The 25,400-nt window shown below is 61.1% G+C and carries 20 protein-coding genes; 9 read left to right on the forward strand and 11 right to left on the reverse strand.

Translation table 11 applies throughout. The features are described 5' to 3' along the window. Window positions 1-212 precede the first annotated feature (212 nt). A complete protein-coding gene (locus NQ495_RS09180; protein WP_009132944.1) occupies window positions 213-893 on the forward strand; it encodes a DUF421 domain-containing protein in 681 nt (226 codons plus the stop codon). A gap of 180 nt (window positions 894-1,073) precedes the next feature. Continuing rightward, entirely contained in the window at window positions 1,074-2,456 is a 1,383-nt protein-coding gene (locus NQ495_RS09185) for a mechanosensitive ion channel family protein (RefSeq protein WP_009132945.1), read from the forward strand. A 115-nt stretch (window positions 2,457-2,571) separates the two neighbouring features. Here the strand turns inward: NQ495_RS09185 and NQ495_RS09190 are convergent, their stop codons facing one another. From NQ495_RS09190 to NQ495_RS09220, 7 genes are all read right to left on the reverse strand, one after another. After that, the gene (locus tag NQ495_RS09190; RefSeq protein WP_009132946.1) at window positions 2,572-4,830 is read right to left on the reverse strand and encodes an aconitate hydratase; all 2,259 of its coding nucleotides are present in this window, start codon (window positions 4,828-4,830) and stop codon (window positions 2,572-2,574) included. 5 nt (window positions 4,831-4,835) lie between these two features. Further along, window positions 4,836-5,606 carry a PH domain-containing protein gene (locus NQ495_RS09195; protein ID WP_009132947.1) on the reverse strand — a complete coding sequence of 257 codons (771 nt, stop codon included), beginning with the start codon at window positions 5,604-5,606 and terminating at the stop codon, window positions 4,836-4,838. 184 nt (window positions 5,607-5,790) lie between these two features. Further along, window positions 5,791-6,873: a DHH family phosphoesterase gene (locus NQ495_RS09200; RefSeq protein WP_009132948.1), complete on the reverse strand. Its 1,083-nt coding sequence runs from the start codon at window positions 6,871-6,873 to the stop codon at window positions 5,791-5,793. 81 nt (window positions 6,874-6,954) lie between these two features. Then, window positions 6,955-7,677: an endonuclease III gene (gene nth, locus NQ495_RS09205; protein ID WP_083818299.1), complete on the reverse strand. Its 723-nt coding sequence runs from the start codon at window positions 7,675-7,677 to the stop codon at window positions 6,955-6,957. 144 nt (window positions 7,678-7,821) lie between these two features. Then, window positions 7,822-8,511, reverse strand: coding sequence for an LrgB family protein (locus tag NQ495_RS09210; protein WP_009132950.1), 690 nt, complete (start codon window positions 8,509-8,511; stop codon window positions 7,822-7,824). Further along, window positions 8,504-9,001, reverse strand: a complete 498-nt coding sequence (locus NQ495_RS09215; protein WP_009132951.1) for a CidA/LrgA family protein — start codon at window positions 8,999-9,001, stop codon at window positions 8,504-8,506. The genes NQ495_RS09210 and NQ495_RS09215 overlap by 8 nt, the downstream gene beginning before the upstream one ends. A gap of 116 nt (window positions 9,002-9,117) precedes the next feature. After that, window positions 9,118-11,700 carry an ATP-dependent helicase gene (locus tag NQ495_RS09220; RefSeq protein ID WP_009132952.1) on the reverse strand — a complete coding sequence of 861 codons (2,583 nt, stop codon included), beginning with the start codon at window positions 11,698-11,700 and terminating at the stop codon, window positions 9,118-9,120. Window positions 11,701-12,132: 432 nt separating this feature from the next. On the opposite strand from NQ495_RS09220, the gene NQ495_RS09225 reads away from it, so the two are divergent. From NQ495_RS09225 to NQ495_RS11855, 7 genes are all read left to right on the forward strand, one after another. Beyond that, on the forward strand, window positions 12,133-13,134 hold the full coding sequence (locus NQ495_RS09225) for an AAA family ATPase (protein ID WP_009132953.1): 1,002 nt from the start codon (window positions 12,133-12,135) through the stop codon (window positions 13,132-13,134). A 112-nt stretch (window positions 13,135-13,246) separates the two neighbouring features. Next, entirely contained in the window at window positions 13,247-14,134 is an 888-nt protein-coding gene (locus tag NQ495_RS09230; protein ID WP_009132954.1) for a DUF58 domain-containing protein, read from the forward strand. Continuing rightward, a complete protein-coding gene (locus NQ495_RS09235; protein ID WP_009132955.1) occupies window positions 14,131-15,432 on the forward strand; it encodes a hypothetical protein in 1,302 nt (433 codons plus the stop codon). The genes NQ495_RS09230 and NQ495_RS09235 overlap by 4 nt, the downstream gene beginning before the upstream one ends. A gap of 8 nt (window positions 15,433-15,440) precedes the next feature. Beyond that, the gene (locus NQ495_RS09240; protein ID WP_050807929.1) at window positions 15,441-16,235 is read left to right on the forward strand and encodes a tetratricopeptide repeat protein; all 795 of its coding nucleotides are present in this window, start codon (window positions 15,441-15,443) and stop codon (window positions 16,233-16,235) included. A 219-nt stretch (window positions 16,236-16,454) separates the two neighbouring features. After that, complete coding sequence (locus NQ495_RS09245) at window positions 16,455-17,420, forward strand: vWA domain-containing protein (RefSeq protein ID WP_040294100.1); 966 nt, start codon at window positions 16,455-16,457, stop codon at window positions 17,418-17,420. Window positions 17,421-17,574: 154 nt separating this feature from the next. Beyond that, complete coding sequence (locus NQ495_RS09250; RefSeq protein ID WP_009132958.1) at window positions 17,575-18,615, forward strand: VWA domain-containing protein; 1,041 nt, start codon at window positions 17,575-17,577, stop codon at window positions 18,613-18,615. 362 nt (window positions 18,616-18,977) lie between these two features. After that, the gene (locus NQ495_RS11855; RefSeq protein WP_083818300.1) at window positions 18,978-19,115 is read left to right on the forward strand and encodes a hypothetical protein; all 138 of its coding nucleotides are present in this window, start codon (window positions 18,978-18,980) and stop codon (window positions 19,113-19,115) included. 246 nt (window positions 19,116-19,361) lie between these two features. On the opposite strand, the gene NQ495_RS09255 is transcribed toward NQ495_RS11855, so the two are convergent. The 4 genes from NQ495_RS09255 to NQ495_RS09270 are packed head-to-tail and all read right to left on the reverse strand — an operon-like array spanning window position 19,362 to window position 25,398. After that, a complete protein-coding gene (locus NQ495_RS09255) occupies window positions 19,362-20,999 on the reverse strand; it encodes a PCMD domain-containing protein (RefSeq protein WP_009132959.1) in 1,638 nt (545 codons plus the stop codon). A 6-nt stretch (window positions 21,000-21,005) separates the two neighbouring features. Further along, entirely contained in the window at window positions 21,006-22,151 is a 1,146-nt protein-coding gene (locus NQ495_RS09260) for a hypothetical protein (RefSeq protein WP_009132960.1), read from the reverse strand. A 13-nt stretch (window positions 22,152-22,164) separates the two neighbouring features. Beyond that, on the reverse strand, window positions 22,165-23,220 hold the full coding sequence (locus NQ495_RS09265; protein WP_009132961.1) for a hypothetical protein: 1,056 nt from the start codon (window positions 23,218-23,220) through the stop codon (window positions 22,165-22,167). A gap of 6 nt (window positions 23,221-23,226) precedes the next feature. Continuing rightward, complete coding sequence (locus NQ495_RS09270; protein ID WP_187118307.1) at window positions 23,227-25,398, reverse strand: DUF4493 domain-containing protein; 2,172 nt, start codon at window positions 25,396-25,398, stop codon at window positions 23,227-23,229. Window positions 25,399-25,400: the final 2 nt, after the last annotated feature.

The following is a 25,400-nucleotide window of genomic DNA, read 5'->3' on the forward strand; positions in this document are numbered from 1 at the left end:
CTGCTTCATTTTTTGTTTTACAGGGCCGCTGTCGGACCCGTGAAAACCGTATTGTATGTGGGGTCGGACCGGGAGCGGTACGCAAGTGGTGAAACCGGCGCAGTCCTGCGGTCGTACGGGAATCCGGATCGGTTGCAGCGGAAGTAGGGAATGGCGGCCATTTCCGGCACGGTTTTTTCAGCATCGAAAGTGTTGATTAAAAAGCGTGTGCAATGGTTGAAAGTATTGTGGTCAAAGTCCTGGTCGGAATGCTGGGGGTCCTCTTTTTCCTGCGGATTTCGGGGAAAACGCAGATGGCGCAGCTCACGCCGCTCGATTCGGTCAATGCATTCGTACTCGGGGCATTGGTCGGCGGCGTGGTGTACAATCCGGACCTCTCGGCCTGGTACATGGTCCTCGCGCTCGGCGTCTGGACCGTGTTCAACCTGTTGATCCGCTTCCTGCTGCGCTTCAAGCACCTGCGCAGGCTGATCAAGGGCGATACGGTGATGATCGTGCAGGGCGGCAAGATCAACCTGAAGGAGTTCCGTCGCAACGGCCTCGAGATGGAGCAGTTTCGTACTATGCTGCGTGAAAACGGTATTTTTTCGATGTTCGAAGTGGATGAAGTGCGCTTCGAGACGAACGGCCGGCTGACGGTTTCACGGCGCGGCGACCGTTTGCAGTCTTACCTGCTGGTGAACAACGGCGCCGTGCTGGAGAGTTCGCTGCGCAGCGCCGGACAGACCGCGGAGTGGCTCGCCGAAAATCTCCGTAAATTGGGGTACGACACGCCTTCGGACCTGTTTTGTGTCGAGTGGACGCCTTCGCAGGGGTTTTACATACAGCCCAAAAACGAACCGGATGCTGCGACGGGAGCCGTGTCCGATCCGGTAGAGACGGTTTGTAACTGATTGTCCCGTCCTTTCCGGATTCTTGCCGGTGAAAAGGATCGGAAGGCTTTGCGGCAGGATATCCCATGCCCTGTGCCGCCGCGAATATCGGCAGGGGGGCGATGGGAATCCGCTCGGAAGCAGCAGGCTGCTTCCGGGTGAATGCCTCTATATATTGAACATTAATGCAGAAGAACGATTATGAATACAAGTGAATTCGCTCAAACTTTGTTGCATTGGATCAAAGAATTTCTCTCGTGGATAGGTATTCCGAGGCACATGCTCGATCAGCTGGACGAGGCGCTGTTCCTGGTCCTGATCGTCGTGATAGCCTTCGCCTTTGCCGCTATCGTTCATACCTTGGCCGTGCGTTTTACCCGGAGGATATTGGAACGTAAGAATGTCAGCTTCCTCGGTTCGTTGGCCAAATATAACGTATTGCGGAAACTGACGGCCATTATCCCGCCCCTGATGATTTCGGCCCTGCTGCCTTTCGCTTTCGACAGCAAATCCGAGTGGTACGTCGTCAGTGAGAAAGTTACGTGGATCTATTTTTTCATAGCATTGATCTTCTCCGTCAATGCGATATTGAATACGGTGGGGGATGCGCTGAAAAGCGAGCAGCAGCTGCAGAACCGCCCGATGAAAGGCTTTATCCAGATCTTCCAGGTGATTTTTTCCTGTATCGCCGTGATCGTCATCGTCTCCATCCTGATCAACAAATCGCCGTTCAACCTGATTACGGGACTGGGCGCTTTTGCCGCCGTCCTGATGCTGGTCTTCAAGGATACCATTCTGGGTTTCGTCGCGGGAGTGCTGATTTCGCAGAACGACATGGTCCGTATCGGCGACTGGATAGAGATGCCGCAAAACAATGTGAACGGGGTTGTGACCGATATCTCCCTGAATGTCGTCAAAGTCCGGAATTTCGATAATACGATCGTTACCGTTCCCCCCTATTCGCTGGTATCGGGCTCTTTTATCAACTGGCGGGGCATGAGCGACTCCGGCGGTCGCCGCATCATGCGCGAATATGCGCTGAAACTCGATTACATAAAACCTTGTACGCCGGAATTCCTGGAGAAGATGAAGGCTTTCGACGACGAGCTGGCGCAGTTCATCACCGGCAAGCAGCAACAGGCCGCCGAAGGCCGGGTCGCCAACACGGATAACCCCGCCGGGTTGGTGAACGGTACCATCGATACCAATGTCGGTTTGTTACGGGCTTATATGGCCCTGTATCTGAGGCGCCATCCCTTTATCAACAAGGATCTGGACCTGATGGTGCGCACGCTGGCCCCGACCGGGAACGGACTGCCCGTGCAGATTTACTGCTTTTCCTCCAACAAGAACTGGCCGAGCTACGAGTCCATTCAGGCCGAGATCATGGAACATTTCGTATCCGTATTACCGGTGTTTGAATTGTATGCGTTCCAGAGCGCCGATGCGCGTGATACGATCATCAGCGGTTTGATCGAGTCCGGGAAAGTCGATTTGTCGGCTGTCGGGGGGATCCCCTGGCTCAGCGTGCTGCCGACAGGAGGCCAGGAGTCACCCGGGAAGCCGGGAGCGACAAAAAATTAGATCGTCCCTTCTTTATGTGCCCGTACCTTCGCATGGGGCTTGGGTACACTTTGGGTACACGGTGCGGGATCCGGTCGGTTCTCCTTTGTGCGTCAGCTCGGTCTCGCTTCGCGTGTCAGCTGTTCAGCGCGGAACCCGCCCTGAACCAGCCGATCTGCTGCTCGTTGTAGGTGTGCAGCGCTTCGAAGCTCTCCGAGGTGCCGTCGCTGTGCAGCAGCGTGATCGTCATGCGGCTGCCGGGTGCGAACGTTTTGAGTCCGGTAACCGAGATGCGGTCGTCCTCGCGGATGCGGTCGTAGTCGGCTCCGTCGGCGAAGGTGAGCGCCAGCATGCCCTGTTTTTTGAGGTTCGTCTCGTGGATGCGCGCGAAAGATTTGACCAGTACGACCTTCGCGTTCAGGAAGCGCGGTTCGAGCGCCGCGTGCTCGCGCGACGACCCTTCGCCGTAGTTCTCCTCTGCGACGATGATCGAGCCGATGCCCTGCGCCTTGAGCTGTTTGGCTACGGCCGAAACGCCCTCGTATGCGCCCGTGAGCGGGTTCAGGACGCTGTTCGTCTGGCCGTTGAAACGGTTTACGGCTCCCATCAGCAGGTTGTCCGAGATATTCTCCAGGTGGCCCCGGAAGCGCAGCCAGGGACCTGCCATCGAGATGTGGTCGGTCGTGCATTTGCCTGCGGCCTGGATCAACAGGCGCAGCTCCGTGAAGTCGCCCCCGTCCCACGGCGCGAACGGTTCGAGCCGTTGCAGCCGTTTCGACTGCGGGTCGATCGCCACCTCGCCGCGGTTCGCGGTGTCGGGCGCAATGTAGCCGTTATCCTTCACGCCGAAGCCCTGACGCGGCAGCTCGTCGCCCTGCGGCGGGTCGAGGCGCACGGGTTCGCCCTTTTCGTTCGTGAGCGTGTCGGTGAGCGGGTTGAAAGTCAGGTCGCCCGCGATCGTAAGTGCCGTCACCAGTTCGGGCGACGCGACGAAGGCGTGCGTGTTGGGGTTGCCGTCGGCGCGTTTTGCGAAGTTGCGGTTGAACGACGTGACGATCGAGTTCGGGCGCGTCGGGTCGTCGGTGTGGCGGGCCCACTGCCCGATGCAGGGGCCGCATGCGTTGGCCATGATCACGCCGCCGATGGCGGTCAGGTCCCCCAGGATGCCGTCGCGCTCGGCCGTGTAACGAACCTGCTCCGAGCCCGGGTTGATGATGAACTCCGCTTTCACTTTCAAATCTTTGGTTTTGGCCTGGCGCGCCACCGAAGCGGCGCGGCCCATGTCCTGGTACGAGGAGTTCGTGCAGGAACCCACCAGGCCGACCTCCATCTGCTGCGGGATACCCTTTTCGCGGACGAAGGCGCCGAATTCGGAGATCGTGTGCGCGGCGTCGGGCGTGAACGGACCGTTGATATAGGGTTCGAGCGCCGAAAGGTCGATCTCGATTACGCGGTCGTAATACTTTCCGGGATCGGCGGCTACCTCGGCGTCGGCCCGCAGGTTGTCGCCGAGCGCGTTCGCACCGTCGGCCACTTCGGTGCGGCCCGTCGCCCGCAGGTAACGTTCCATCGCCTCGTCGTAGGGGAAGAGCGAACAGGTGGCGCCCACTTCGGCGCCCATGTTGCAGATCGTGGCTTTGCCGGTGGCCGAGAGCGCCGCCGCACCGTCGCCGAAGTATTCGATCACGGCGTTGGTGCCTCCCTTGACGGTGAGGATGCCGGCCAGTTTCAGGATCACATCTTTCGGCGAAGCCCATCCGCCCAGTTTTCCGGTGAGCTTCACGCCGATGATCTTCGGCATCTTCAGCTCCCAGGGGATGCCCGCCATCACGTCGACGGCATCCGCGCCGCCCACGCCGATCGCGATCATGCCCAGGCCCCCGGCGTTGGGGGTGTGCGAGTCGGTGCCGACCATCATGCCGCCCGGGAACGCATAGTTCTCCAGCACGACCTGGTGGATGATCCCGGCGCCGGGCTTCCAGAAGCCGATGCCGTAGCGGTTCGACACGCTGCTGAGGAAGCCGTACACTTCGCGATTCGCACTGTTGGCCGTGGGCAGGTCTTTGTCCGCGCCCATGTCGGCCTGGATCAGGTGGTCGCAGTGCACCGAGGCGGGGACGGCCGAACGGTCGCGTCCGGCGTTCATGAATTGCAGCAGCGCCATCTGCGCCGTCGCGTCCTGCATCGCCACGCGGTCGGGACGGAAATTGACGTAGTCCGTGCCGCGGACGTAGGCGTGCCCGATGGGCAGTTTCGTCCCGTCGGCGTCGAACAGGTGCGCGTAAAGGATTTTCTCGGTGAGTGTCAGCGGCGTGCCGGCGGCCTTGCGGGCGGCATCGACGCGGTTGGCGAAGGTTCCGTAAACGGTACGGATCAAATCGAGGTCGAACAGCATCTTTTCTATCGTTTGTCGTTTGTGTTTTGTGTCGGTTCTTTGGCGGGTAATCCGGCTCCATCCGCAGGCGGGGTGCCCTTCCCGCCGGACGGCTCCTCTTGGAACGGTTCCTTTTGAGATGGCGGTGCCTCCCGGGTGCCGGCGGCTTCTGTGCCGGGGGATGTCGTGCCGGCGGCTTTGGCCCGTGTGTTTCCTGGTGCAGTGCTTTCCGGTAGGATGCTTTCGGGGGAGAGTTTGCCTGCGGCGAGCGCATGGCGGTAAATCTCTTCCCGTTTCCGGTCGCGGGCCACAGTGCAGAGCGTCACCAGCAGGTCCGGATCCGGGCAGCTGACGATGTAGATATCTTCGTAGATGTCCTCGATCAGCACCAGCTGCTTGCGTTCGGTCGTGTACAGCTTGCAGATCGTCCAGTCGCTGAGGTGGAACCAGTAGCCGAAGTAGCCGCCGAAACCGTAACTGCCCAGCAGCGGGATCATTCGCCGGAAATGGCTGCGGTCGATGCGCCGGACCGTCTCGATCTCCTCGACGTGGATGCGCGTCAGTTCGACGATGCAGTGGATCTGGAGCGTGTCGTCGTCGATGGTGAGGTAGCGCGGGAACGACAGCACGAACAGCGTGATGATACAGAGCAGCAGCAGCAGGAACCAGGCCGGAAGGTAGGCGCCTCCCCAGATGAAGTGGAACCCGACGAAAAGTGCGGCGATCGCGGCGAAGGTCCCCCACGTGATGCGGCGGCTGCGGCGGTCGAGGCGGTATTTGAATTTCGTAGCGGTCATCTTCCGGTAGGGCAGTCCGTTTAAGAAACGTTTGTGTGCTGAATTTGTTGCGGCCTGTTGCGGCTCGTGTCCCGGCGTTGGGTCCGGAAAGTTCCCGCCCGGCTTTTGGGCACCGGGTCTTTTCAGCGCCGGATGGGGCTCTTCCCGGGCCACTCGTTTCCGGAGAGCTTCCGGGGCTTATGTTTTACTCTACCTGAGAGGGGTTTCCGTTGTCCGTGTCGCCGTTGTCCGTCGCGGGCGGGGGAAGTTCGCCGAAGTATTCGCGCACCGAGCGTTCGAAGTGGCGGATCGTCTCCTCCATCGTGACGAAAGACTTGCCCCCCGCAGCGTTGCGGTGGCCGCCGCCGCCGAAGTAGCGGCGTGCGAAGACGTTGACGTCCACGTCGCCGCGCGAACGCAGCGAGACGCGGATGTCGCGGTGCGTCTCGATGAACATCGCCGAAAGGTTGATTCCCCGGATCGAAAGCGGGTAGTTGACGAATCCCTCCGAGTCGCCCTGCTTGAAATTGAACCGGCGCATCTCCTCCTCGGTCAGCCCCACGTAGGCGGTGCCGTGCTCCCACAGCAGCTTCATCTTGTCGTTGAGCACATAGCCCAGCAAACGCATGCGTCCCTCCGAGAAATTGTTGTACACGGCGCTGTAGATGTGCGGCACGTTGATGCCGCGGTCGATCAGCACGGCTACCGCGCGGAACAGGTCGGCATCGAGGATGCTGTAAGCGAAGTTGCCCGTGTCGGTCATGATGCCCACGTAGAGCGATTCGGCCATCGGCCGGGTGATCGCCTCCTCGCCGGCCAGCGCCATGATGAGCCGGTAGACGATGTATGAAGTCGAGCACGCCTTCACGTCCGAAAAGGAGAGCGCGTATTCGTCCAGCGGCGGGTGCAGGTGGTGGTCGATCAGCACGCGGGTGGCCGTCGTGTTGGCCTGTACGGTTTCGGTCAGGCGGTCGAGCCGTCCGATCTGGTTGAAGTCCATGCTGAAGATGATGTCGGCCTCGGCGACGAAACGCGCGAGGGCGCCGTCGCTGTCCTCCTTGAAAACGCCGATCTGCGCGATATCGCTCATCCACTCCAGGAAGTAGGGGTATCGGTTCGGTGCGATGCAGCAGGTCGTGTGGCCGAGCCGCTCGAGGTAGGCGCGCCAGGCCAGCGCCGCGCCGATCGTGTCGCCGTCGGGGTTCGTGTGGCAGAGCAGCGCGATCTTGCGGGGGGCTCCCCCGATCAGTTCGCGCAGGCGGTTCAGTTTGTCGGCTGAAAGCATCATCTTCGTGGCGGTATCAATGGTTCTTGACTGAATCTCCAAAGGTACGCAACTGCTGGCGAAAATCAAAACGCGGCCCGGCGGTTATTTCTTGCGGGGAGCGGCGGCGGCCCGTTTCCGTGCGTGCCGGATAGGGGGTTCGGCGGGGGCGTTCCCCTGGGGCGCTGTTTTCTGCTGCGTGGCGTAATACCGGCACCAGGGGGTGAGGCCGCAGGCTTCGCAGTGCGGTTTGCGGGCCGTGCAGACGTAGCGCCCGTGCAGGATCAGCCAGTGGTGTGCGAGGGGGAGCACTTCGGGCGGGAAACCTTCGGTGAGCTGCATTTCGGTTTGCAGCGGGGTTTTGGCTCCGGTGGACAACCCGAGGCGGTCGGCCACGCGAAAAACGTGCGTGTCGACCGGCATCGCCCTCTTGCCGAAGGCTACGATGCCCACGACGTTGGCCGTTTTGCGTCCCACGCCCGGCAGCCGCTGCAACTGTTCGATATCTTCAGGAACGGCGCCCCCGAACTCTTCGCAGAGCATCCGCGCCATGCCCGAGAGGTTTTTGGCCTTGTTGTTCGGGTAGGAGATGCTCCTGATATAGGGGTAAATCTCTTCGGGATCGGCGTCGGCCATCGCCTGCGGAGTAGGGAACCGGTCGAAGAGCGCCGGGGTGGTCATGTTCACGCGTTTGTCGGTGCACTGCGCCGAGAGGATTACCGAAACGAGCAGCTGGTACGGATTCTGGTACTGCAACTCGCTCTCCGCAACCGGCATGTTTTGCTGGAACCAGTCGGTGATGCCGCGGAAGCGCTGTCGGGTCGTCATGGGCATTGGGTATTAAGGCTTTTTGCAAATTTAGCAAGAAGTTCCGGTTTGCGGGTCCCGCGGCGGGAATTTTTTGCACGGCAGCGCGTTTTGCGGCCGGGTACGGAAAACGGACCGCCCGGGGCTCTCGGCGACAGGAGTTTTTTACAACAGCCGCGCGATGATCGGGACGAGGATCGCGGTGGCGATGCCCATCAGCCCGATCGCCAATCCGCTGATCGCGCCTTCTACCGCGCCGAGCTGCATCGCCCGGGCGGTGCCCATCGCATGTGCGGCGGCCCCCATCGCGAGCCCTTTGGCGATCTTGCTTTCGACGCCGATCTTTTTGAGGATGAACGGCCCTGCCACGCCGCCGAAGATGCCGACGAGGATCACGACGACGGCCGTGAGGGCCGGGATGCCGCCCGATTGTGCCGAGACGTTCAGCGCAATGGCGGTGGTGACCGATTTGGGTTCGAGCGATGCGATGACGGCCTGTTCGGCGCCCATTGCGCGGGCGATCAGCGCGACGCTCAGGATGCCCACCGCGCTGCCTGTGACGATTGCCGTGACGATCGCGATCACATTGCCCTTAATCTGTGAAATCTGTTCGTGGAGCAGGTAGCCGAGCGCGACGACCGAAAGCCCCAGCATGAAGTCGATGATCTGGATCTGCTTCATGAACAGGTCGTAGGGGATACCCGAGAGTTTCAGGAAGAGGATCAGCACCCCCATCGAGACGATCAGCGGGTGCAGCAGTGCGAAACGCACCTTTTTATAGAGCCACATCGAGCCGAGGTAGACGGCCAGCGTCAGTGTGAGCAGGAAGGTCTGCGACGAAAGGATTTCATTCATGGCGGCCGGGATTGGATGGCGTTGCGGTTTCGGGGGCTCGGGCAGCGGTGGGTTCGGCTCCGGTGGATTCGATCCCTGGGGGGGCGACCGGAGCCGGCATCGCCGATGCCGCGGGGTTCGGGCGTGCGGAGTTTTCCGGCGTGTGGGAATCCTCCCGGCGCTTGCCTTCGAGCTTTTGTTCGATCATGCCGACGACGACGATCACCAGTACCGTGCTGACGATCGATGCGACGAGGATCGCCGCGAGGTATTTGCTCACCAGCGAGTACGAGGCGATCAGCCCTACGCCCACCGGGATGAAGAAGAGCATCATGTTGTCGAGCAGGAAACCCGCGGCCCGCTTCATGCGCCACGGGCGGAGCCACCCTGCCGACAGCGCGCCGAAGAGCAGCAGCATGCCCACGACGCTGCCGGGGATGAAGTTGCCTGTCAGCGCCGAGACGACGCAGCCGAGCAGGTAGAAAAACAAAATCCAGACGATTCCTTGCATATCGGTCGGAAAATTGGTTGTTGCGGTTTATCGTGCCGGCCCGAATGCGGGGGAGTGCGCGGGGCCGGGTGCCGGGAGAGCGGGTCTCCGCCGGCGTGTGGCGGTTAGCCGGCGGATCAGAGGATTTGCAGTTTGGCGAACTTCTTTAGGAGCACTTTCCTGCCGGCCGCGCCGAAATCCACCGTCAGCTTTACGTCGCTGGTCCACTCTTCGATCGCGACGATCTCTCCCACGCCGAACTTGGCGTGCTCGACCCGTGTGCCGACGGCCATTTCGCCGGAACCCTGCGAGGAGGATGCGCCGGGAGGGTCGGAGCCGTTCGTGGCGCCTGTAACATGTGGGGAGGCGGATGTCGCACCGCCGATAGGCCGGGGCGGATATCCTGCGGGGGGACCGGAAGGTCGGGCAGCCGGGCGGCCGGTTCCCGGGGCTGAGAATCTCGATGCTGGCGATCCTGTTGCCGGAGAGCCCTGCGTGGCGCCCCGGGCGCTGAGGCTGCGGAAACGTGCGCCGGGCGAGGGCGTGTCGGTGCGTCGCAGCGCGCCTGTATCCGGTGCACCCGCTCTTTTCCTGTAGCCGCCCTGTCCGTAATCCTGCGAAGAGCCCGTACCGGGGCGTCCGTAGCGCGAAGGGCCGCCCGGCCGGCCGTACCGCGGCGCGGAGTTCGCCTCCTCGTCGCTGTCGCGGGAATCGCCCAGTTCGAACTGCAGGTCGAGGTACTGCGGGTCGATCTCGCTGAGGAAGCGGCTCGGCCGCCCGAAGGTCATCTCGCCCCACTTGAAGCGCGATTCGGCGAACGACAGCACCGCTGCGCGCTTGGCCCGCGTGAGGGCCACGTAGAAGAGGCGGCGTTCCTCTTCGAGTCCCTCCGGGGTGCCCATGCTCATCATGCTCGGGAAGAGGTTCTCCTCCAGTCCCGCCACGTAAACGTATTCGAATTCGAGCCCCTTGGCCGAGTGGACGGTCATCAGCGTCACCTTGTTGCGCTCTTCGGGATTCTCGTTGTCCATGTCCGTGAGCAGCGCGACGTTTTGCAGCCACTCGTCGATCTGGACCAGCGCCTGCGGGGCGGATTCTCCTTCGGTCGCGGTGTCGGCGGCCATCCGCTCCTGCTCTTCGGTATAGACGCGGATCGAGTTGAGCAGCTCCTCGATGTTCTCCAGCGCGCTGATCGACTCGGGCGTCTGCTGCATCTTGTAGGTGCCGATCAGGCCCGAACGCGTCGCGATCTCCAGGCCGAGCGTGTAGGCTTCGGTCGTGGAGCGCATTTCGGACAGCTCGCCGATCATTTTGGCGAACTGCGCGACCTTGTTTCCGGCGGCCCCGGCGAGGCCGATCGTGGCGGGGTCGAGCCTGCTGACCGCTTCCCACATGCTCAGGCCGTTTGCGGCTGCCGCGCCGGCGATGCGGCCGATCGTCACGTCGCCGATGCCGCGCGCGGGGGTGTTGATGATGCGGCGCAGCGCCTCGTCGTCGCGCGGGTTCACGACCAGCCGAACGTAGGCGAGCATATCCTTGATCTCCTTGCGCTGGTAGAACGACATGCCGCCGTATATCTTATAAGGGATGTTGCGGCTGCGCAGCGCCTCTTCCAGCGCGCGCGACTGCGCGTTGGTGCGGTAGAGTACGGCCACGTCGCTGTACTGTACCCCTCGGGTGCGGACGGTCGTGTAGATGTCCGACGCGAGCAGCGCCGACTCCTCTTTGTCGGTGTAGGCCTTGATCACACGGATCGGGTCGCCCTCGTCGGCGGCCGAGAAGGATTTTTTGCGGATCTGGCGCTGGTTCTTCTCGATCACGCAGTTCGCGGCGTTGACGATCGTCTGTGTCGAACGGTAGTTCTGTTCCAGTTTGAAAAGCTTTGCGCCGGGAAAGTCCTGCTGGAAGCGCAGGATATTCTCGATCTTCGCGCCGCGGAACGAGTAGATGCTCTGCGCGTCGTCGCCCACCACGCAGACGTTGCCGTGCAACTCGCCGAGCCGCCGGATGATGACGTACTGCGCGAAGTTGGTGTCCTGGTACTCGTCCACGAGAATGTAGCGGAACTGGTTCTGGTACTTCGTGAGTACCTCCGGGAAGTCACGCATCAGGATATTCGTGTTCAGCAGCAGGTCGTCGAAGTCCATCGCGCCGTTCTCGCGGCATTTGCGCGCGTACAGTTTGTAAATGTCGAGGAACTGCGGAATCCGCTGCTCGCGGTCTTCGGCCTGCAGCGAACTGTTCGCCTCGTAGGCCTGCGGCGTGACCAGGTTGTTTTTCGCCTTCGAGATTCGGGCCGCGACGACGTTCGGCTTGTAGGTCTCGTCCGAGAGGTTCAGCTCCTTGATCGCGAGCTTCACGAGGTTTTTCGCGTCGGCCGAATCGTAGATCGTGAACGACGACGGGTAGCCCAGCTTGTCGGATTCGGCGCGCAGGATGCGGGCGAAAACCGAGTGGAAGGTGCCCATCCACAGGCTGCGGCTCATACCGCCCGGAACGAGCGTCGCGATGCGTTCGCGCATCTCCTTGGCGGCCTTGTTCGTAAACGTGAGCGCGAGGACGGTGTGCGCCTGCACGCCCTGCGAGAGCATGTAGGCGATCCGGCAGGTGAGCACGCGCGTCTTGCCCGAGCCGGCCCCGGCGATGATCAGCGAGGCCCCCTGGTAATTCACCGCAGCGTCGCGCTGGGTGGGGTTGAGGTTTTGGATGTATTCCGACATTTTTATTGGGCGGGGAAAGCAACGTGCTGTTAACCGTTCCTTTGCGGGCGAGGCGCGCAGCTTTCCCAATCGTTTTTTATTCGGGCGGCGAAAGAGATACGCTTCTCTCCGGCGGTATTGCGGAAGGACGGTCTTCTCTTCCCGGGCGTTTGATCCGGGCAGGGAAAGGTGCGTCTCCGTCTCCCCTGTTTCCGGGGCAAAGTTACTTAAACCCGCGCTGCTTAACAACCGCTAAAAAACTTTTTGCCGCAGGCGATTTCGAAAATTTTATAATAAATTTGCAGGTCAGCCGTTTAAAAAGTATCTTTATACAACGTGCCGCGCTTTGTGCGGGCAGGGGTTGCCGGAAGCGGGCGCGGACCTCCCGCCCCGGGGGGGCGCTCCGGGCAGCGAGGCGGCGAATTTCGGACAACACATAAACGACAATATAGAATGAGTGAGGTTATCAACATCAAGGAGCTCAACGAACGCATCGAACGCGAGAGCGTGTTCGTCGATACGCTGAACATGGAGATGGGCAAGGTGATCGTGGGCCAGAAGCACCTGGTCGACACGCTGCTCATCGGACTGCTCTCGAACGGGCACATCCTGCTCGAAGGCGTGCCGGGCCTGGCCAAAACGCTGGCCATCACGACGCTCGCGCAGGCCGTCGACGCGAAGTTCAGCCGCATCCAGTTTACGCCCGACCTGCTGCCCGCCGACCTGCTCGGTACGCTGATCTACTCGCAGAAGAAGGAGGAGTTCGCCGTGCGCAAGGGACCGATCTTCGCGAATTTTATCCTCGCCGACGAGATCAACCGCTCGCCCGCCAAGGTGCAGAGCGCGCTGCTCGAGGCGATGCAGGAGCGGCAGGTGACCATCGGAGACGAGACCTACAAGCTGCCCGAGCCGTTCCTCGTGCTCGCGACGCAGAACCCGCTGGAGCAGGAGGGGACTTACCCGCTGCCCGAGGCGCAGGTCGACCGATTCATGCTCAAGGCGCGGATTACCTATCCCAAGAAACAGGAGGAGCGCGACATCATGCGCCTGAACCTGCTCGGGAGCGGCTTCCCGAAACCGAACCGCGTGATCGAGCCGGAGGATATCGTCAAGGCGCGGGCCGTGGTGAGCGACGTCTACATGGACGAGAAGATCGAAAAGTATGTCGTCGACATCATTTTCGCCACGCGCGAGCCGTCGCAGTACAACAACCTTCAGCAACTCGCCTCGCTGATCGCCTACGGCGGTTCGCCGCGCGCGTCCATTTCGCTGGCCAAGGCAGCCAAGAGCTATGCTTTCATCAAGCGGAGGGGATACGTGATTCCGGAGGATGTGCGCGCCGTCTGCCACGACGTGCTGCGCCACCGCATCGGGCTCACCTACGAGGCCGAGGCCGAAAACGTCACCTCCGAGGAGATCATCACCCAGATACTCAATAACGTCGAGGTGCCTTAGGCGCGATGCCTGTTATTTTTCCTTCGGATGGGGAAAGCCGCGGGAAGAAACGCCTGCGGAGGAATCTTACCGGGACGACAATATGGCCGCCTGTGGGCGGAGCGGATAAATCATGAGCGAAAACAGCAACGACATACTCCGGCAGGTCCGCAAGATCGAGATCAAGACGCGCGGACTGAGCAACGATATCTTCGCGGGGCAGTACCACAGTGCCTTTAAAGGGCGCGGTATGGCCTTCAGCGAGGTACGCGAGTACCGGGTGGGCGACGACGTGCGCGACATCGACTGGAACGTCACCGCGCGCAGCCGTTCGCCGCATGTGAAAGTTTACGAAGAGGAGCGCGAACTGACGATGATGCTGCTCGTGGACGTCAGCGGCTCGCGGATGTTCGGTTCGACGACCAAGCTCAAGAAGAACCTGATTACCGAGATTGCCGCAGTGCTCGCCTTTTCGGCCACCGAGAACAACGACAAGGTGGGCTGTATCTTTTTCAGCGACCGTGTCGAAAAGTTCATCCCGCCCAAAAAGGGGCGTTCGCACATCCTGATGATTATCCGCGAGTTGATCGAATTCACGCCCGCTGACCGCGGCACCGACGTCGGCGAGGCGCTGCGTTACCTGACCAACGTGCTCAAAAAGCGCTCGACAGCCTTCGTGCTGTCGGACTTCATGGATTGCGACGGCGTGGAACGGGCCCGGTTCGAAGACCCGCTGAAAATCGCATCGGGCAAGCACGACCTGGTGGGGATCCGTATTTACGACCGCCGCGAGGAGGCGCTGCCCGACGTGGGCATCCTCGAACTGCAGGACGCCGAAACCGGCGAGAACGTGTGGGTCGATACTTCGTCGGCTTCGACGCGCGGCGCGTACGCCGACCACTGGCAGCGTACTAACGCGTTGATCGACCGCACGCTGAGCCGATGTCGGGTCGACAACGTGCGGATCGCGACGGATGAGGATTATGTCAAATCGCTGATGAAACTCTTTAAGCGGAGATGATGCAGGGAATTTTCTGGAAATATATCAGGCGTTGCGCCGTCGCACTGCTGCTGGCGGCGGGAATATTCGCGGTGGGACTGCTTTCCGCGAAGAGGACCCACGGGGCGGCCGTGCAACGAACCGCGGCGCTGCATGGCGTGGAGCCGGTCTCGGGGCGCAGTGCCGCGCCCGCTGCGGGGGCTTCCGGCCCGGCGGCGGACGACTCGACCCGGGGCACCGCTGCGGCGGACAAGGCTGCGGGCCGTAACCAGCCGCAGGTGCGCGCGGAGCTGAGTGCCGACACTGTGCTGATCGGGCACCGGTTCAAACTGCGCGTCGAGGTGACCAAGGACGTGATGCAGATGGTCGCCTTCCCGGAGTTCGAGAACGGGCGGCTGACCGATTCGCTCGAAATCCTGCTGGAGGGCCCGGTCGATACCGTCAGCCGCGAGGGGCGCACCGAAGTGCTCGCGCGCGAGTACCTGCTCACCTGTTTTTCACCTGCCGACTATCGGCTCGGGCGCTTCCCGGCGCTCTATGCCGACAAAAACCTCGTCGATACGATCTGGTCGCCCGATTCGCTGCGGGTGATCGTGACGGCCCCGCCCGTCGATACGGCTTCGCATACGATCTATGACATCAAAGCTCCGCTGAAGGTGCCGCTGCGTTTCGGCGAGGTGAGCGGTTACCTGCTCTTCGGGCTGATCGCGGCGCTGCTGATCGCAGTGGCCGTCTATGTCCTGCTGCTGAAGCGCGGACGCGGGCTGCTCGCGGCGTTGCGCGGCCCCGCCGACCCGCCGCATGTGGCGGCCATCAAGCAGCTCGAAAAACTGCATACGCAAAAACTGTGGCAGAGCGGCAAATCGAAACAGTATTACACCGGCCTGACCGATATCCTGCGCGAATACCTCGCCGGACGTTACAACTTCCAGGCGATGGAGATGACCTCGGCCGAGATCATCGCGCGAATCCGCGAACTGTCCGTCGAAGAGCGCGCGTCGAAACGGCTCGGCAGCCTGCTCGAAGTGGCCGATTTCGTGAAGTTCGCGAAGTACGAGCCCGATGCGGTGCAGAACGAGGATGCCTATCAGGATGCCTACTATTTCGTCGAGGAGACCAAGCAACTGCCGCCGGAACTGCAACCGCAGCAGGCCGGAAACGATACCCCGCAGGGGAACGTTCCCGGACCGACGGGGACTTCAGGCGGATTGAAACCTTCGGGTGTTCCCGGAGCGCCGGATATTCCGGATACCCCGGGCGGCGCAGCCGCAGGAGGAACCTCGGACGAAGCCGGGGAAGGAAAGGAGGTGCGGTCGTGAGCAGGACGATGATACGGAACCTGGTGCTGGGTTTGGTACTGGCGGCATCTGCGGGCGTGCAGGGCCTTTATGCGCAGCGTTATCCCGAACGGCGCGTGCTGCGTGCCGGCAATGCGCTCTACGAGCAGGAAAACTATCCCGAGGCGGAGATCCGTTACCGCAAGGCGCAGGAGCAGAGCCCGACGTACGAAGGGCTCTTCAACCTGGCCGACGCGCTCTACAAGCAGAAACGTTACGACGAGGTGCTCAATATCCTCAAGCAGATTTCGCGCGACGAAGTGGCGGGACCCCATGCCCCGGATGCCTATTACAATCTGGGCAATACCTACTTCCAGCAGAAGAAGCTGCCCGAGGCCGCCGAAGCGTACAAGAACGCGCTGCGGCGCAATCCGCTGGACGATGAGGCGCGCTACAACCTGGCTTATGTGCTGGAACTGATGAAACAGAACCAGGACGACAAGAACGACCAGAACCAGGACAACCGGCAGAACCAGGACCAGAACAAAGACAACCGGGATAATCAGGACGACAAAGATAACAAGGACCGGAAGCAGCCCCCGAAGAAGGATCAGGACGGCCAAGGCGACAAGCCCGACAAGCAGGATCCCGACCAAGGCGACGGCGGTGAGAATCCGCAGGACCAGAAACCCGACCAGGGGAAAGGCGGGGCCCAGCAGGAACGCATGAGCCGCGAGGAGGCCGAGAGGATGCTCGACGCCGTACAGGGCAGCGAGGACAACACCAAGAAGAAGGTGGATGGCCGCAAAGCGCGCGCGGTGGGCCGTTCGGGCAAGAACTGGTAGGTGCGATACGGCCCCGCGCATGCGCAGTAAATGTACGCGGGACAAGGGGTGGCGCATGAGACGTACGACCTGCGTGTGGAGCGGTGCATGGCACAGGAGAAATAGTGCGTGCGCGGTGGGAGGTAATGTACGGAAGGCCTGAATACGCGTGAAGGAAGTGGTGCAAACAAATAAAGTCAAAGGAACGTTGTGGATATCGTAAGATTTGTCAATCCGGATATGTTGTGGCTCTCGGCGCTGATCGTGCCGATGGTCGCCTATTACGTCTACCGGATGCGCCAGGGCGGCGCGACGATGCGCATTTCGACGATCGACGGGGTGCGCCGTGTGCCGCGTACGGCCAAATATTACCTGCGCCACCTGCCGCTGGTGCTCTGTTGCCTCGCCGTGGCGCTGCTTTCGGTGGCGCTGGCCCGTCCCCAGAGCGCCGAGCACAATTCGAACAGCACCACCGAAGGAATCGATATCGTATTGTCGCTCGACGTGTCGGGCAGTATGCTGGCCCGCGATTTTACCCCCGACCGCCTCGGCGCGGCCAAAGAGGTGGCCTCGAATTTTATCGTGGACCGTCCCAACGACCGTATCGGGTTGGTGGTGTTCGCGGGAGAGAGTTTCACCCAGTGTCCGCTGACGACCGATAAGCGGTCGCTGCTGAACCTGCTGGGCGGTGTGCGCAGCGGCATGATCGACGACGGGACGGCCATCGGCAACGGACTGGCGACGGCCGTGAACCGCCTCAGGGAGAGCAGTGCGAAAAGCAAGGTGGTGATCCTGCTCACCGACGGCGTGAACAACAGCGGCCAGATCGCGCCGCTGACCGCGGCCGAAATCGCTAAGTCGTACGGCATCCGCGTCTATACGGTGGGCGTCGGCACGATGGGAATGGCGCCTTATCCCGCTATCGATATGTGGGGCAACCTGACCTTCCAGCCGATGAAGGTCGAGATCGATGAAAAGATGCTGACCGAAATCGCACAGATGACCGGCGGCCAGTATTTCCGTGCCACCGATAACCGCAAGCTCCGCGAGATTTACGACCAGATCAACGACCTCGAACGCAGCCGCGTCGAGGTGGAGAACTTCACCCGTTACGACGAGTGCTTCGCACCTTTCGCGCTGTTGGCGGTGCTGCTGGCGGTGGCCGGGTTCCTGCTGCGGCAGACCTGGCTGAGGCGGTTGCCGTAGGCGGCCGGAGGACGCAGTAGGGGAAAGTCCCGAAGCGCCAGTGGCCGTGGCGCTCGCTTAACCCCTGGCAGGTCGTTACAGCCTGCTTTAAAAGTGGCCCGGTGAACGCATGCCGGTCCGGTTAAAAATAAGAAGACTTTAAAAGTCAATCATAATGTTCAGATTCGCGACTCCCGGATACCTCTATTTGCTGTTGCTGCTGCCGTTGCTGGCGGGGCTTTACGTCTATGCGGTGCGTTCGCGCCGCCGTGCGCTGGAGCGATTTGCCGACGAGGCAGTGCTGCCGGGGCTGATGCCCGAGGCTTCGCCCGTGCGCCTGCGGCTCAAATTCGTGTTGCTGTGCCTGGGACTCGGGTTTATCATCCTGGCGCTCGCACGGCCGCAGTTCGGTTCGAAGCTTCGCGAGGTGACGCGCCAGGGCGTTGAGATCATGCTGGCGGTCGATGTGTCGAACAGCATGCTGGCGCAGGATTTCGAACCGAGCCGCCTGGAGCGGACCAAGTTCGCGATCGACCGCCTGGCCGAAAAACTGCACGAGGACCGTATCGGGTTGATCGTTTTCGCCGGGGACGCCTACGTCCAGCTTCCGATCACTTCGGACTACGTTACTGCGCGCAATTTCGCGCGCAATATTTCACCCGACATGGTTTCGCGGCAGGGAACGGCCCTCGGTGCCGCGATAGAACTCGCGTCCGGCTCGTTTTCTTCGGGCAGCGAGGGGAGCCGCGTTATTATCCTGATCTCGGACGGTGAAAACCACGAGGACGATGCGATGGCCGCCGCCGAAGCCGCCGCAAGGCAGGGGATCAAAATCTATACGATCGGCATCGGTACGCCCGAAGGGGCTCCGATCCGCATCGGCGGCGACTTCATCAAGGACGAGGAGGGCAAGATGGTGGTTTCGAAGCTCGACGAACAGACCCTCGAGCAGATAGCCCTCACCACCGGCGGCGGGTATATCCGCGCGACGAACCGCAGTTTGGGGTTGGATGAGATCGTGCAAAAGATCGGCGAGGTGGAGAAAAAGCAGCTCACCGAGTCGATTTTCGAGGATTTCAGCGAACAGTACCAGTATCCGCTCGCGGTCGGACTGGCGTTGCTGCTGCTCGATTTCCTGATCCCGGAACGCCGGAGCCGCCTGCTCGACCGGCTCAATATTTTCCGCAAGAAAAACGATTCGGGCGATCCGGTGTAGCCTGCCGCACCGCCGCGCATTTTGCGGCTTCATGCGACAAAACTGCCGGGCTGCCGGGCCTGTTGCGTGCCTTTCCGGCGTCTATGTTGCAGAAATAGCGTATTTCATTTTATAGCGCACGCCTTCGAATAGGTCGGCTTGTGCAATTGTTTGTTTTGTGACTTCCCTGTTGGTTCAAGGGGGACTGTGCGCTCAAAGAATTTATTTATACACAAACCGGTTTATTTGGAATAATTTAATATATAAACAAACGATTACGACATATTTTAAGTGTCTTGTTTGTAGAATATGCAACATGACATTCGGACTGAGTTTGTTTTGTAAAAGGCTTTGATTCTGAACGGGGCTATGAGTATCGAGTGATGGTCAATAAAATACATGTCAGAGAACCGATGCAGGATGCCTCCTCTATCGAATATCATTTGTTGTGTGTCATCTCCAAAACGCTGAAAGATTCCGAGAACTTACCGCCGATTCGTTGGGAATATCCGAGGCCGTAGGTGATCGTAATTATACGTCCGTTGCCACCCGGAACCTCATCCTGCCGATTCAGTCCCGAAGCCTGTCCCGATTTTGCTACAATCGGGAAATCCAATTGAAAAGAGCCGGGGAAGTTTTTTTGACTTTACAGTGTCGCGGCGTTACAGAGCCGTATTACCGCAAAACTGCGGAGTCGTAGGGCTGCGGTGCGGGTCTTCGGCTGGTGTTCGGACGGGCACCGGAGTCCCCGGTGCCCGCCGGGGCGCCTATTCGTCGTACACCAACTCGAAGTCGTCCACCCACATCTTGCTGTCGCGGCTGCCGATGTAGTAGTCGCCGTAGCGCGAGGCGGAGCATACCAGTACGATATGGGTCGGGACCCGGTTCGTTGCGTTGTAGGCGAGCTTGATCGTGAACTGCTGCCATTCGGATACCGATTTGTCGAAGACCAGCTCCCCGTAGGCGATCACCGCCGCGCTCTTCGGGTTGAAGAAGGTGTTTTTGTCGCGCGTGTCGACGCAGATCGGCACCTCGGCCGTTCCCAGCATCTTGTTGTCGGTCTCCTTCTCGCAGACGCCGTACTCTTCGGGTGTCCAGGTCCCCAGTGCGACGTAGATGATGCCGTTGTCCGGGTCTCCCTTCGCGATGGTGACGCCCGTGGGCTGCGTCGTGCCGACGTCGGTGATCTTGCCGCAGTTGTATTTGGCCCACCCGCGCAGCGCTACCGGCCGCCGGGTGAAAGGCCGCCCGAAGCCGACGATGCCGTTGGTGCCGCGTGTGCCGACGTACTGCCCGATGAAGAGGTTGCCCGCGGCCAGCTTACCGATGCCCGCGATGCCGGCCAGTTTGGATTCCAGCTGCGCGGCGTACTGGCCGGTGCTGCCGGGCCGGGTGTCGGTCACTTTGTTGGTCAGTGTGGTATTGGCCACGGCCGCCCCCGTGTTGCCTGTGCCCCAGTAGGCTGCATCCCGCGTCGGGCCCGGGTAGACGATGTCCTTCTCGGTGCACCACTCTTCGAAGCCACCGTTGGTCAGCGGGGTCTCGGGTTCGGTGGTCACGGTCTCTACCGGGGACTCGTCCTCGCCCGAATAGGCGACCAGTTCGTAAGCCGTTTCGGGTTCGAGGCCGGTGAGGCAGGTTTTGAACGCGCCGCCCGATACTTCGACCTTGTCGCCGGGAACGGTAATCCACGGCGTGTCGCCCTGCTTGCGGTAGCGGAAGCCGAGGTCGGTGCCGCTGCGGCCTTCGCCGTAGAGCCAGATCAGGCGCGTCCACGCGTCGACCTGCTTGAACTCGGCCGTCACGTCGGTCGGAACCACGTACAGCGACCACCGCTCTTCGAAGTCGTGGTAGCGGATGTCGATCGTGCGGTAGGTTTCGAACGACGTTAATTGGCTCGGGTCGGGCGTCATCGTCGTGATTCCCGCCGGGCCGAGTTTCAGCTCCTTGATCGTGATATGCTGCATGTCGGTCCCCGTCGGGACGTGGACGGTGGCGGTGTGTTTCTCTTCGTCGAACTCGGCCGCACCGATCTGCGATTCGACGGTGAAGATGCGTTCGATCTGCTGCTCGGCCTTCAGCGTCCATTCGTAGTCCTGATAGAGCGACAGCGTGACGGGCAGGTCGCTGCGCAGGTCGAATTCGCCGGAAAGGGGGACCGATGCGCTGCCGCCTTCGGTGATGACGATCTCGGTGATCGGCACGCGGCTGATGTCGGTCGTTTCGTCGAGGTGCAGCGTGACCGTGCGCAGTTTGGCGTCGATGTCGGAGGCGGTGCAGGTGAAGCCCTCGCCCTTGATTTCGAGGATGTCGATGGCGATCACCGGATACGGGATGTCGTTCTGGATGCAGGAGGCCAGCGCGAGCATCGGGACATAGAGGAGCAGGCGGCGGATCTTGTTCATGGCGTTTTACAAAAGGATGTTGAGGCCGATGCGGATATTGGCCAGGTTCAGGCGGAACAGCATCTTCGAGGCTTCGCGGGTGCCGATCACCTTGCCTTCGCTGTCGGTCTGCGTCACTTTCGTGTATTGCACGCCGCCGAGCCCGAAGGAGAGGGTGGTGCATACGTTCGGGAAGACGAAGACCGCACAGCCGGGGTTGAACGAAAATTTAAACTGCCGGTTGTTGCTGTGGGTATATTTGATCTCTTCGTTCGATTTGTAGGAGAAAACCGATTTCCCGGTTTTGTACGACGCTTCCAGTTCGGCGAACAGCCCGAAGTGCCCTTTCGCGTCGATGCCGGCGTAGGAGCGCATGAAGATGCCGAACGACGAAGAGGTGCTGTTGAGGTTGATGTCCGAAAAGGAGATGTTCATGTCGTTGGCTTCCCCGAGGTCCAGTGCGGCGTTGTCGATATGCCCGTCCGTCTTCGAGTAGCCGAAGCGGGCGCCGAAACTGAGGTTGTCCTTGACGAAATAGCTGAACGAGGGGTTGATCGTGAAGATGCTCCCGCTGAAATTCAGGTCGTCGAGGATCAGCATGTAGTCGGTGTCGTCGCTGGTGATCGTCCCGTACGAGACGGTCAGCCCGATGGCCACTTCCCGCTTGAATATAAAACGGATACGGTTGATCTCGCGGTCGATCCGCCTGCGTGTGGGCAGGAAGCGTTTCCGGTCGGCGGGGGTGCCTGCCGAGTCGCCGGGCGCTGTATGGGCGAGGGCGAGCGTGTCCGGGAGCTGGCCGGAAAGAAGCGTGCCGCCGCCCGCCAGCAGCGAATCCATGACAGGCGTGTCTATCGCGGCGGCCCGGTGTCCGGTGAAATCGCCCGTAAGGACCGCGGAGTCGGTCGGGGGGGGCTGCGGTGTATCGGTTTGTAATGTCTCTGTCCGTGAAGTGTCGGTTTGCGATGTGTTCGCCGCCGATGTTGCCGCCGATATATCCGGCGACGATATGCCGGTCAGCGGAGTGCCGGCCTGTTGCGGGACGGCTGCCGCCGGAACCGGTTGCTCGTGGCGGGCTTCGTGCTGTCTCCGCGGCGTGGATGCGGCCGCAGACGCAGACGAAAGTGCGGTAACGGTCAGCAGTATAAGGAGTGGGTATATCCGTGTTTTCATCGTGTCTGCCGGGTTAGAGATAGAATGCGACGCCTAAGCCGATGGAGAAGATGTTGACTTTGAAGTTCATCATGCTGGAGCTCCGGGTGCCGACGCTCACCTGGTTGTGCACCTGCCGCACTTTGTTGTAGGTGAAGCCCATCACGCCGACGTTCAGTTCGATGGCCATGTTGTTGGTTGCGAAGGCGACCAGTCCGGGGGTCAGCCCGAGCGAAATGTGCTTCCCGGTTTCGTAGGTGCCCCGTACCGGGGTGTCCGCGGCGAATTTGGCCTGCGAACTGCCCATGCCCAGCTGCATCTCGTTGAACAGCGCGAAGCGTTTGTTCTGCCCCAGCGGGATGTATTGCCGCCAGATCAGCGCCGCCTCGTAGGTGTGCTTGAGCGAGTAGTACGAATCCACTTTCAGGTCGACACCCGTGTCGTCGTCCCCGAGCTGGATGCTGCCGCTGTCGATGCGCAGGTAGGTGCGCGAGTAGGTGAACCGCGCGCCGATGACCATGTTGTTGCGGAAGGCGTAGGCCAGGATCGGCGCGACCTTCAGCGTATGGCCTTCGGAGTTGATCCCTTCGATCACGACGAACGTGTAGTCGTTGTTCGAGTGAGTCGAGAAAGAGGCGTTGATGCCCGCGACCCATTGGCCCTGCGGTACGAAGATGTTGGAGAAACTGGTCAGGCCCCGCTGCTTTTTGAGCGTGCGGACCGAATCGGCCGACAGTTCCGGAAGCGTCTGCTTGTCTTTCTTCTTTTTCTCGCGCAGTTTGGGCGATGTGCCGGAAGAGAGCACTCCGCTCCGGGGCCGGGCGGCCGGTGTTGCCAATGCCGTTGCCGGAGTTGCGGTCGTGGCAGGCGGCATGGTTGTTCCCGTTCCAAGAGCTCCGGCCGTTGCGGTCGTCGCTGCGGCGGGGACGTCGTCGTCGATGTCCGCCGGGACGGGATATTGTCCGGGGACGGAACCCGCCGCCTGCCGCGGCGCGAGGGCTGCGGCAGGCGGGGTATCCTGAGCCCGGGTACCTCCCGGCAGGCATAGGTATAAAAATAGTGCTACAAAGACAATCCCTTTTTTCATCATGCGGGTTTATTCGTAGATGAACTCGATGTCGTCGAGGTAAAGGTTGCTGTCCGTGCTGCCTTCGAAGTAGTCGCCCCTGTAGCTGGCCGATGCCGTCAGGATCAGCACGTTGGGCTTTTCTGAGGCATACTTGTCCCGGTAACGGATCGGGATGTCTACCTGCGTCCACGACGATTGGGACTGCTCGATCAGCAGGTCTCCGTAGCCGATAATATGTCCTTCGAGGGTCGATGGGTCGTTCAGGTTCGTGTAGAGGAACTCCTGGGTGGGGTCGAGAACAGTCTTGTCGATCTCGCTGCTTTTGGTGTTGACCGTATGGTAGGTGCAGCCCGGTTTGGTCATGTTGGTCAGGCAGACGAAAATGCGCGCCTTGTCGCCGCTGCCGACGTTGCCCTTGTACCAGACGCGCAGCGCGGTGGGTTTGGCGTTGAAAGCGAACGCCCGGCCCATATAGACCGTACCGGCGGTACCCAGAACTTCGCCGAACGATCCGACGAAAATGTTTCCGGCGGCTTTCTTGATGACGACATTGGTGGTTTGCAGCTTCGCGCAGTACTGTCCGGACGAGCCGGGACGGGGATCGTTTTGCCGGGTGGTGATGTTGTAGCTCGCCCCGATCGAGGTGGAACCGGGGTTGCCCGTTCCCCAGAACTCCTCTCCGCCCTGGGCGTACGGATACCACGGGTTGCCCGACTGGTGCCACTCTTCGAAGCCGGCGTTCGGAACCTGGACACCGGCGGCGGTCGCGGCCGTCTTGACCGTACCGCTCTCAGAATCGTTTTCGAGCAGTTGGCATTCGTACGTCTTACCCGGTTTGAAATCCGTGGCCCGGGCCGTGTAGGTATAGCCGTCGCTGCCTTTCTGCGCGGCGATCGTGGTCCATGACGAGGTGCCCTGGAGGCGGTACCGGACGCCCACCGAAGTGGTGGCGGGGTTCGTCACGATCGCGCTCATGTCGGCAATCCCGAACCACAGGTCCTGCGCGGCAATCTCCACCGGTTTGGCGACGGCTACGCGGGCGGAGGCTTTGCCCGTGTTGTTGTCGTTGTCGGTGACCTCGAAGTCGAGCGTGTTGATGCCTCCCTCCAGTTGCTCGAAGAAGAGCGGCGTCAGGGCCAGCGAGCCGTTCGCGTTGTCGATGACCGTGTAGGTGATCCCGTTGGCGGCCGCTTCGGGCAGCAACTGCCCGTCGTGCAGCACTTCGTAGGTCGTGTTGGTACTCTTCGCCGTGAATTTCAGCGACGAGAGCGGGTTGATCGACGCGACGTTGAATTTGACCGGATCGGAGTAGTAGCCGGTCACGCCGCCGATGCCGAAACCGTCGCCCATCACGCTGGGTTCGGGGCTGAAGATGAACGAATCGTCGAAGACGTTCACGTACTCCTGCACCTTGACCACGACGGTCAGGTAGCCGTCCGGGGTTTTCGAGTACTTGAAGTTGAGCGTGTACTGCATGCCGCCCTGGGGCAGCTCGATCTTGCCCGTCTTCGTGTTGTTCTTGTTGACGTCCGGATCGGAGCTTTCGCCCGAGAAGCACCAGCTCAGGTTCGAGGTGCCTTCCGGCAGCAGGAAGAACCCGGTCGAATCCTTGGGGTAGAGCAGCGTGGGAACCAGTCCGTTTTCCGCATCGGTCTGCGAGAAGTTGTCCGAAGCGCAGACGTAGGCATGGTAGCCCTTGTCGAACTTCTGCGCGACGGTTGCGTCGAACTGCACGCGGACGGCGACGTTCGTGATCTTGCATTCGATCGGGACGATCTTCGTTTCGTGCGCGTCCAGGTCGAAGACCGCCTCGCCCGCATAGGTTTTGTTCGTGTAGGTGGCTTCGCTCCGGTCGCCCGCCTCGATAATCACCTTGTAGCGGCCCGAAACCAGGTAGAGGTTGTCGGGAACGCTCGTCGCGGGTTTGTATTTGCGGATCAGCTCCTGGACAGTGCCGCCCGCGCCGTCCGATTCGACTTTGTAGATCCACAGCGTGCTGATATCGAGTGGATTGTAGTCTCCTGCCGCTTTCGAGTGCAGCGGAATGACCTTGCCGGCGACCGTGAGGTTCAGTTGCAGCGTACCGGTCGGTTCCGCCCTCCCGGAGTCGTCTTTGGTACAGGCCCCCAGCAGGAGCAGCAGGCCGCTCAGGCAGACGAGGGGGATATGTCGGGTGATGAGGGTTCTCATGGATTTCATCT

The sequence above is a fragment of the Alistipes indistinctus YIT 12060 genome, from assembly GCF_025144995.1.
Taxonomy (GTDB): Bacteria; Bacteroidota; Bacteroidia; order Bacteroidales; family Rikenellaceae; genus Alistipes_A; species Alistipes_A indistinctus.

Bases quoted from the DNA above. Each gene is read 5' to 3' on its own strand.
- NQ495_RS09180 (WP_009132944.1), top strand. From the start codon at position 213: ATGGTTGAAAGTATTGTGGTCAAAGTCCTGGTCGGAATGCTGGGGGTC.
- NQ495_RS09185 (WP_009132945.1), top strand. From the start codon at position 1,074: ATGAATACAAGTGAATTCGCTCAAACTTTGTTGCATTGGATCAAAGAA.
- NQ495_RS09190 (WP_009132946.1), bottom strand. From the start codon at position 4,830: ATGCTGTTCGACCTCGATTTGATCCGTACCGTTTACGGAACCTTCGCC.
- NQ495_RS09195 (WP_009132947.1), bottom strand. From the start codon at position 5,606: ATGACCGCTACGAAATTCAAATACCGCCTCGACCGCCGCAGCCGCCGC.
- NQ495_RS09200 (WP_009132948.1), bottom strand. From the start codon at position 6,873: ATGATGCTTTCAGCCGACAAACTGAACCGCCTGCGCGAACTGATCGGG.
- nth (WP_083818299.1), bottom strand. From the start codon at position 7,677: ATGACGACCCGACAGCGCTTCCGCGGCATCACCGACTGGTTCCAGCAA.
- NQ495_RS09210 (WP_009132950.1), bottom strand. From the start codon at position 8,511: ATGAATGAAATCCTTTCGTCGCAGACCTTCCTGCTCACACTGACGCTG.
- NQ495_RS09215 (WP_009132951.1), bottom strand. From the start codon at position 9,001: ATGCAAGGAATCGTCTGGATTTTGTTTTTCTACCTGCTCGGCTGCGTC.
- NQ495_RS09220 (WP_009132952.1), bottom strand. From the start codon at position 11,700: ATGTCGGAATACATCCAAAACCTCAACCCCACCCAGCGCGACGCTGCG.
- NQ495_RS09225 (WP_009132953.1), top strand. From the start codon at position 12,133: ATGAGTGAGGTTATCAACATCAAGGAGCTCAACGAACGCATCGAACGC.
- NQ495_RS09230 (WP_009132954.1), top strand. From the start codon at position 13,247: ATGAGCGAAAACAGCAACGACATACTCCGGCAGGTCCGCAAGATCGAG.
- NQ495_RS09235 (WP_009132955.1), top strand. From the start codon at position 14,131: ATGATGCAGGGAATTTTCTGGAAATATATCAGGCGTTGCGCCGTCGCA.
- NQ495_RS09240 (WP_050807929.1), top strand. From the start codon at position 15,441: ATGATACGGAACCTGGTGCTGGGTTTGGTACTGGCGGCATCTGCGGGC.
- NQ495_RS09245 (WP_040294100.1), top strand. From the start codon at position 16,455: ATGTTGTGGCTCTCGGCGCTGATCGTGCCGATGGTCGCCTATTACGTC.
- NQ495_RS09250 (WP_009132958.1), top strand. From the start codon at position 17,575: ATGTTCAGATTCGCGACTCCCGGATACCTCTATTTGCTGTTGCTGCTG.
- NQ495_RS11855 (WP_083818300.1), top strand. From the start codon at position 18,978: ATGGTCAATAAAATACATGTCAGAGAACCGATGCAGGATGCCTCCTCT.
- NQ495_RS09255 (WP_009132959.1), bottom strand. From the start codon at position 20,999: ATGAACAAGATCCGCCGCCTGCTCCTCTATGTCCCGATGCTCGCGCTG.
- NQ495_RS09260 (WP_009132960.1), bottom strand. From the start codon at position 22,151: ATGAAAACACGGATATACCCACTCCTTATACTGCTGACCGTTACCGCA.
- NQ495_RS09265 (WP_009132961.1), bottom strand. From the start codon at position 23,220: ATGATGAAAAAAGGGATTGTCTTTGTAGCACTATTTTTATACCTATGC.
- NQ495_RS09270 (WP_187118307.1), bottom strand. From the start codon at position 25,398: ATGAAATCCATGAGAACCCTCATCACCCGACATATCCCCCTCGTCTGC.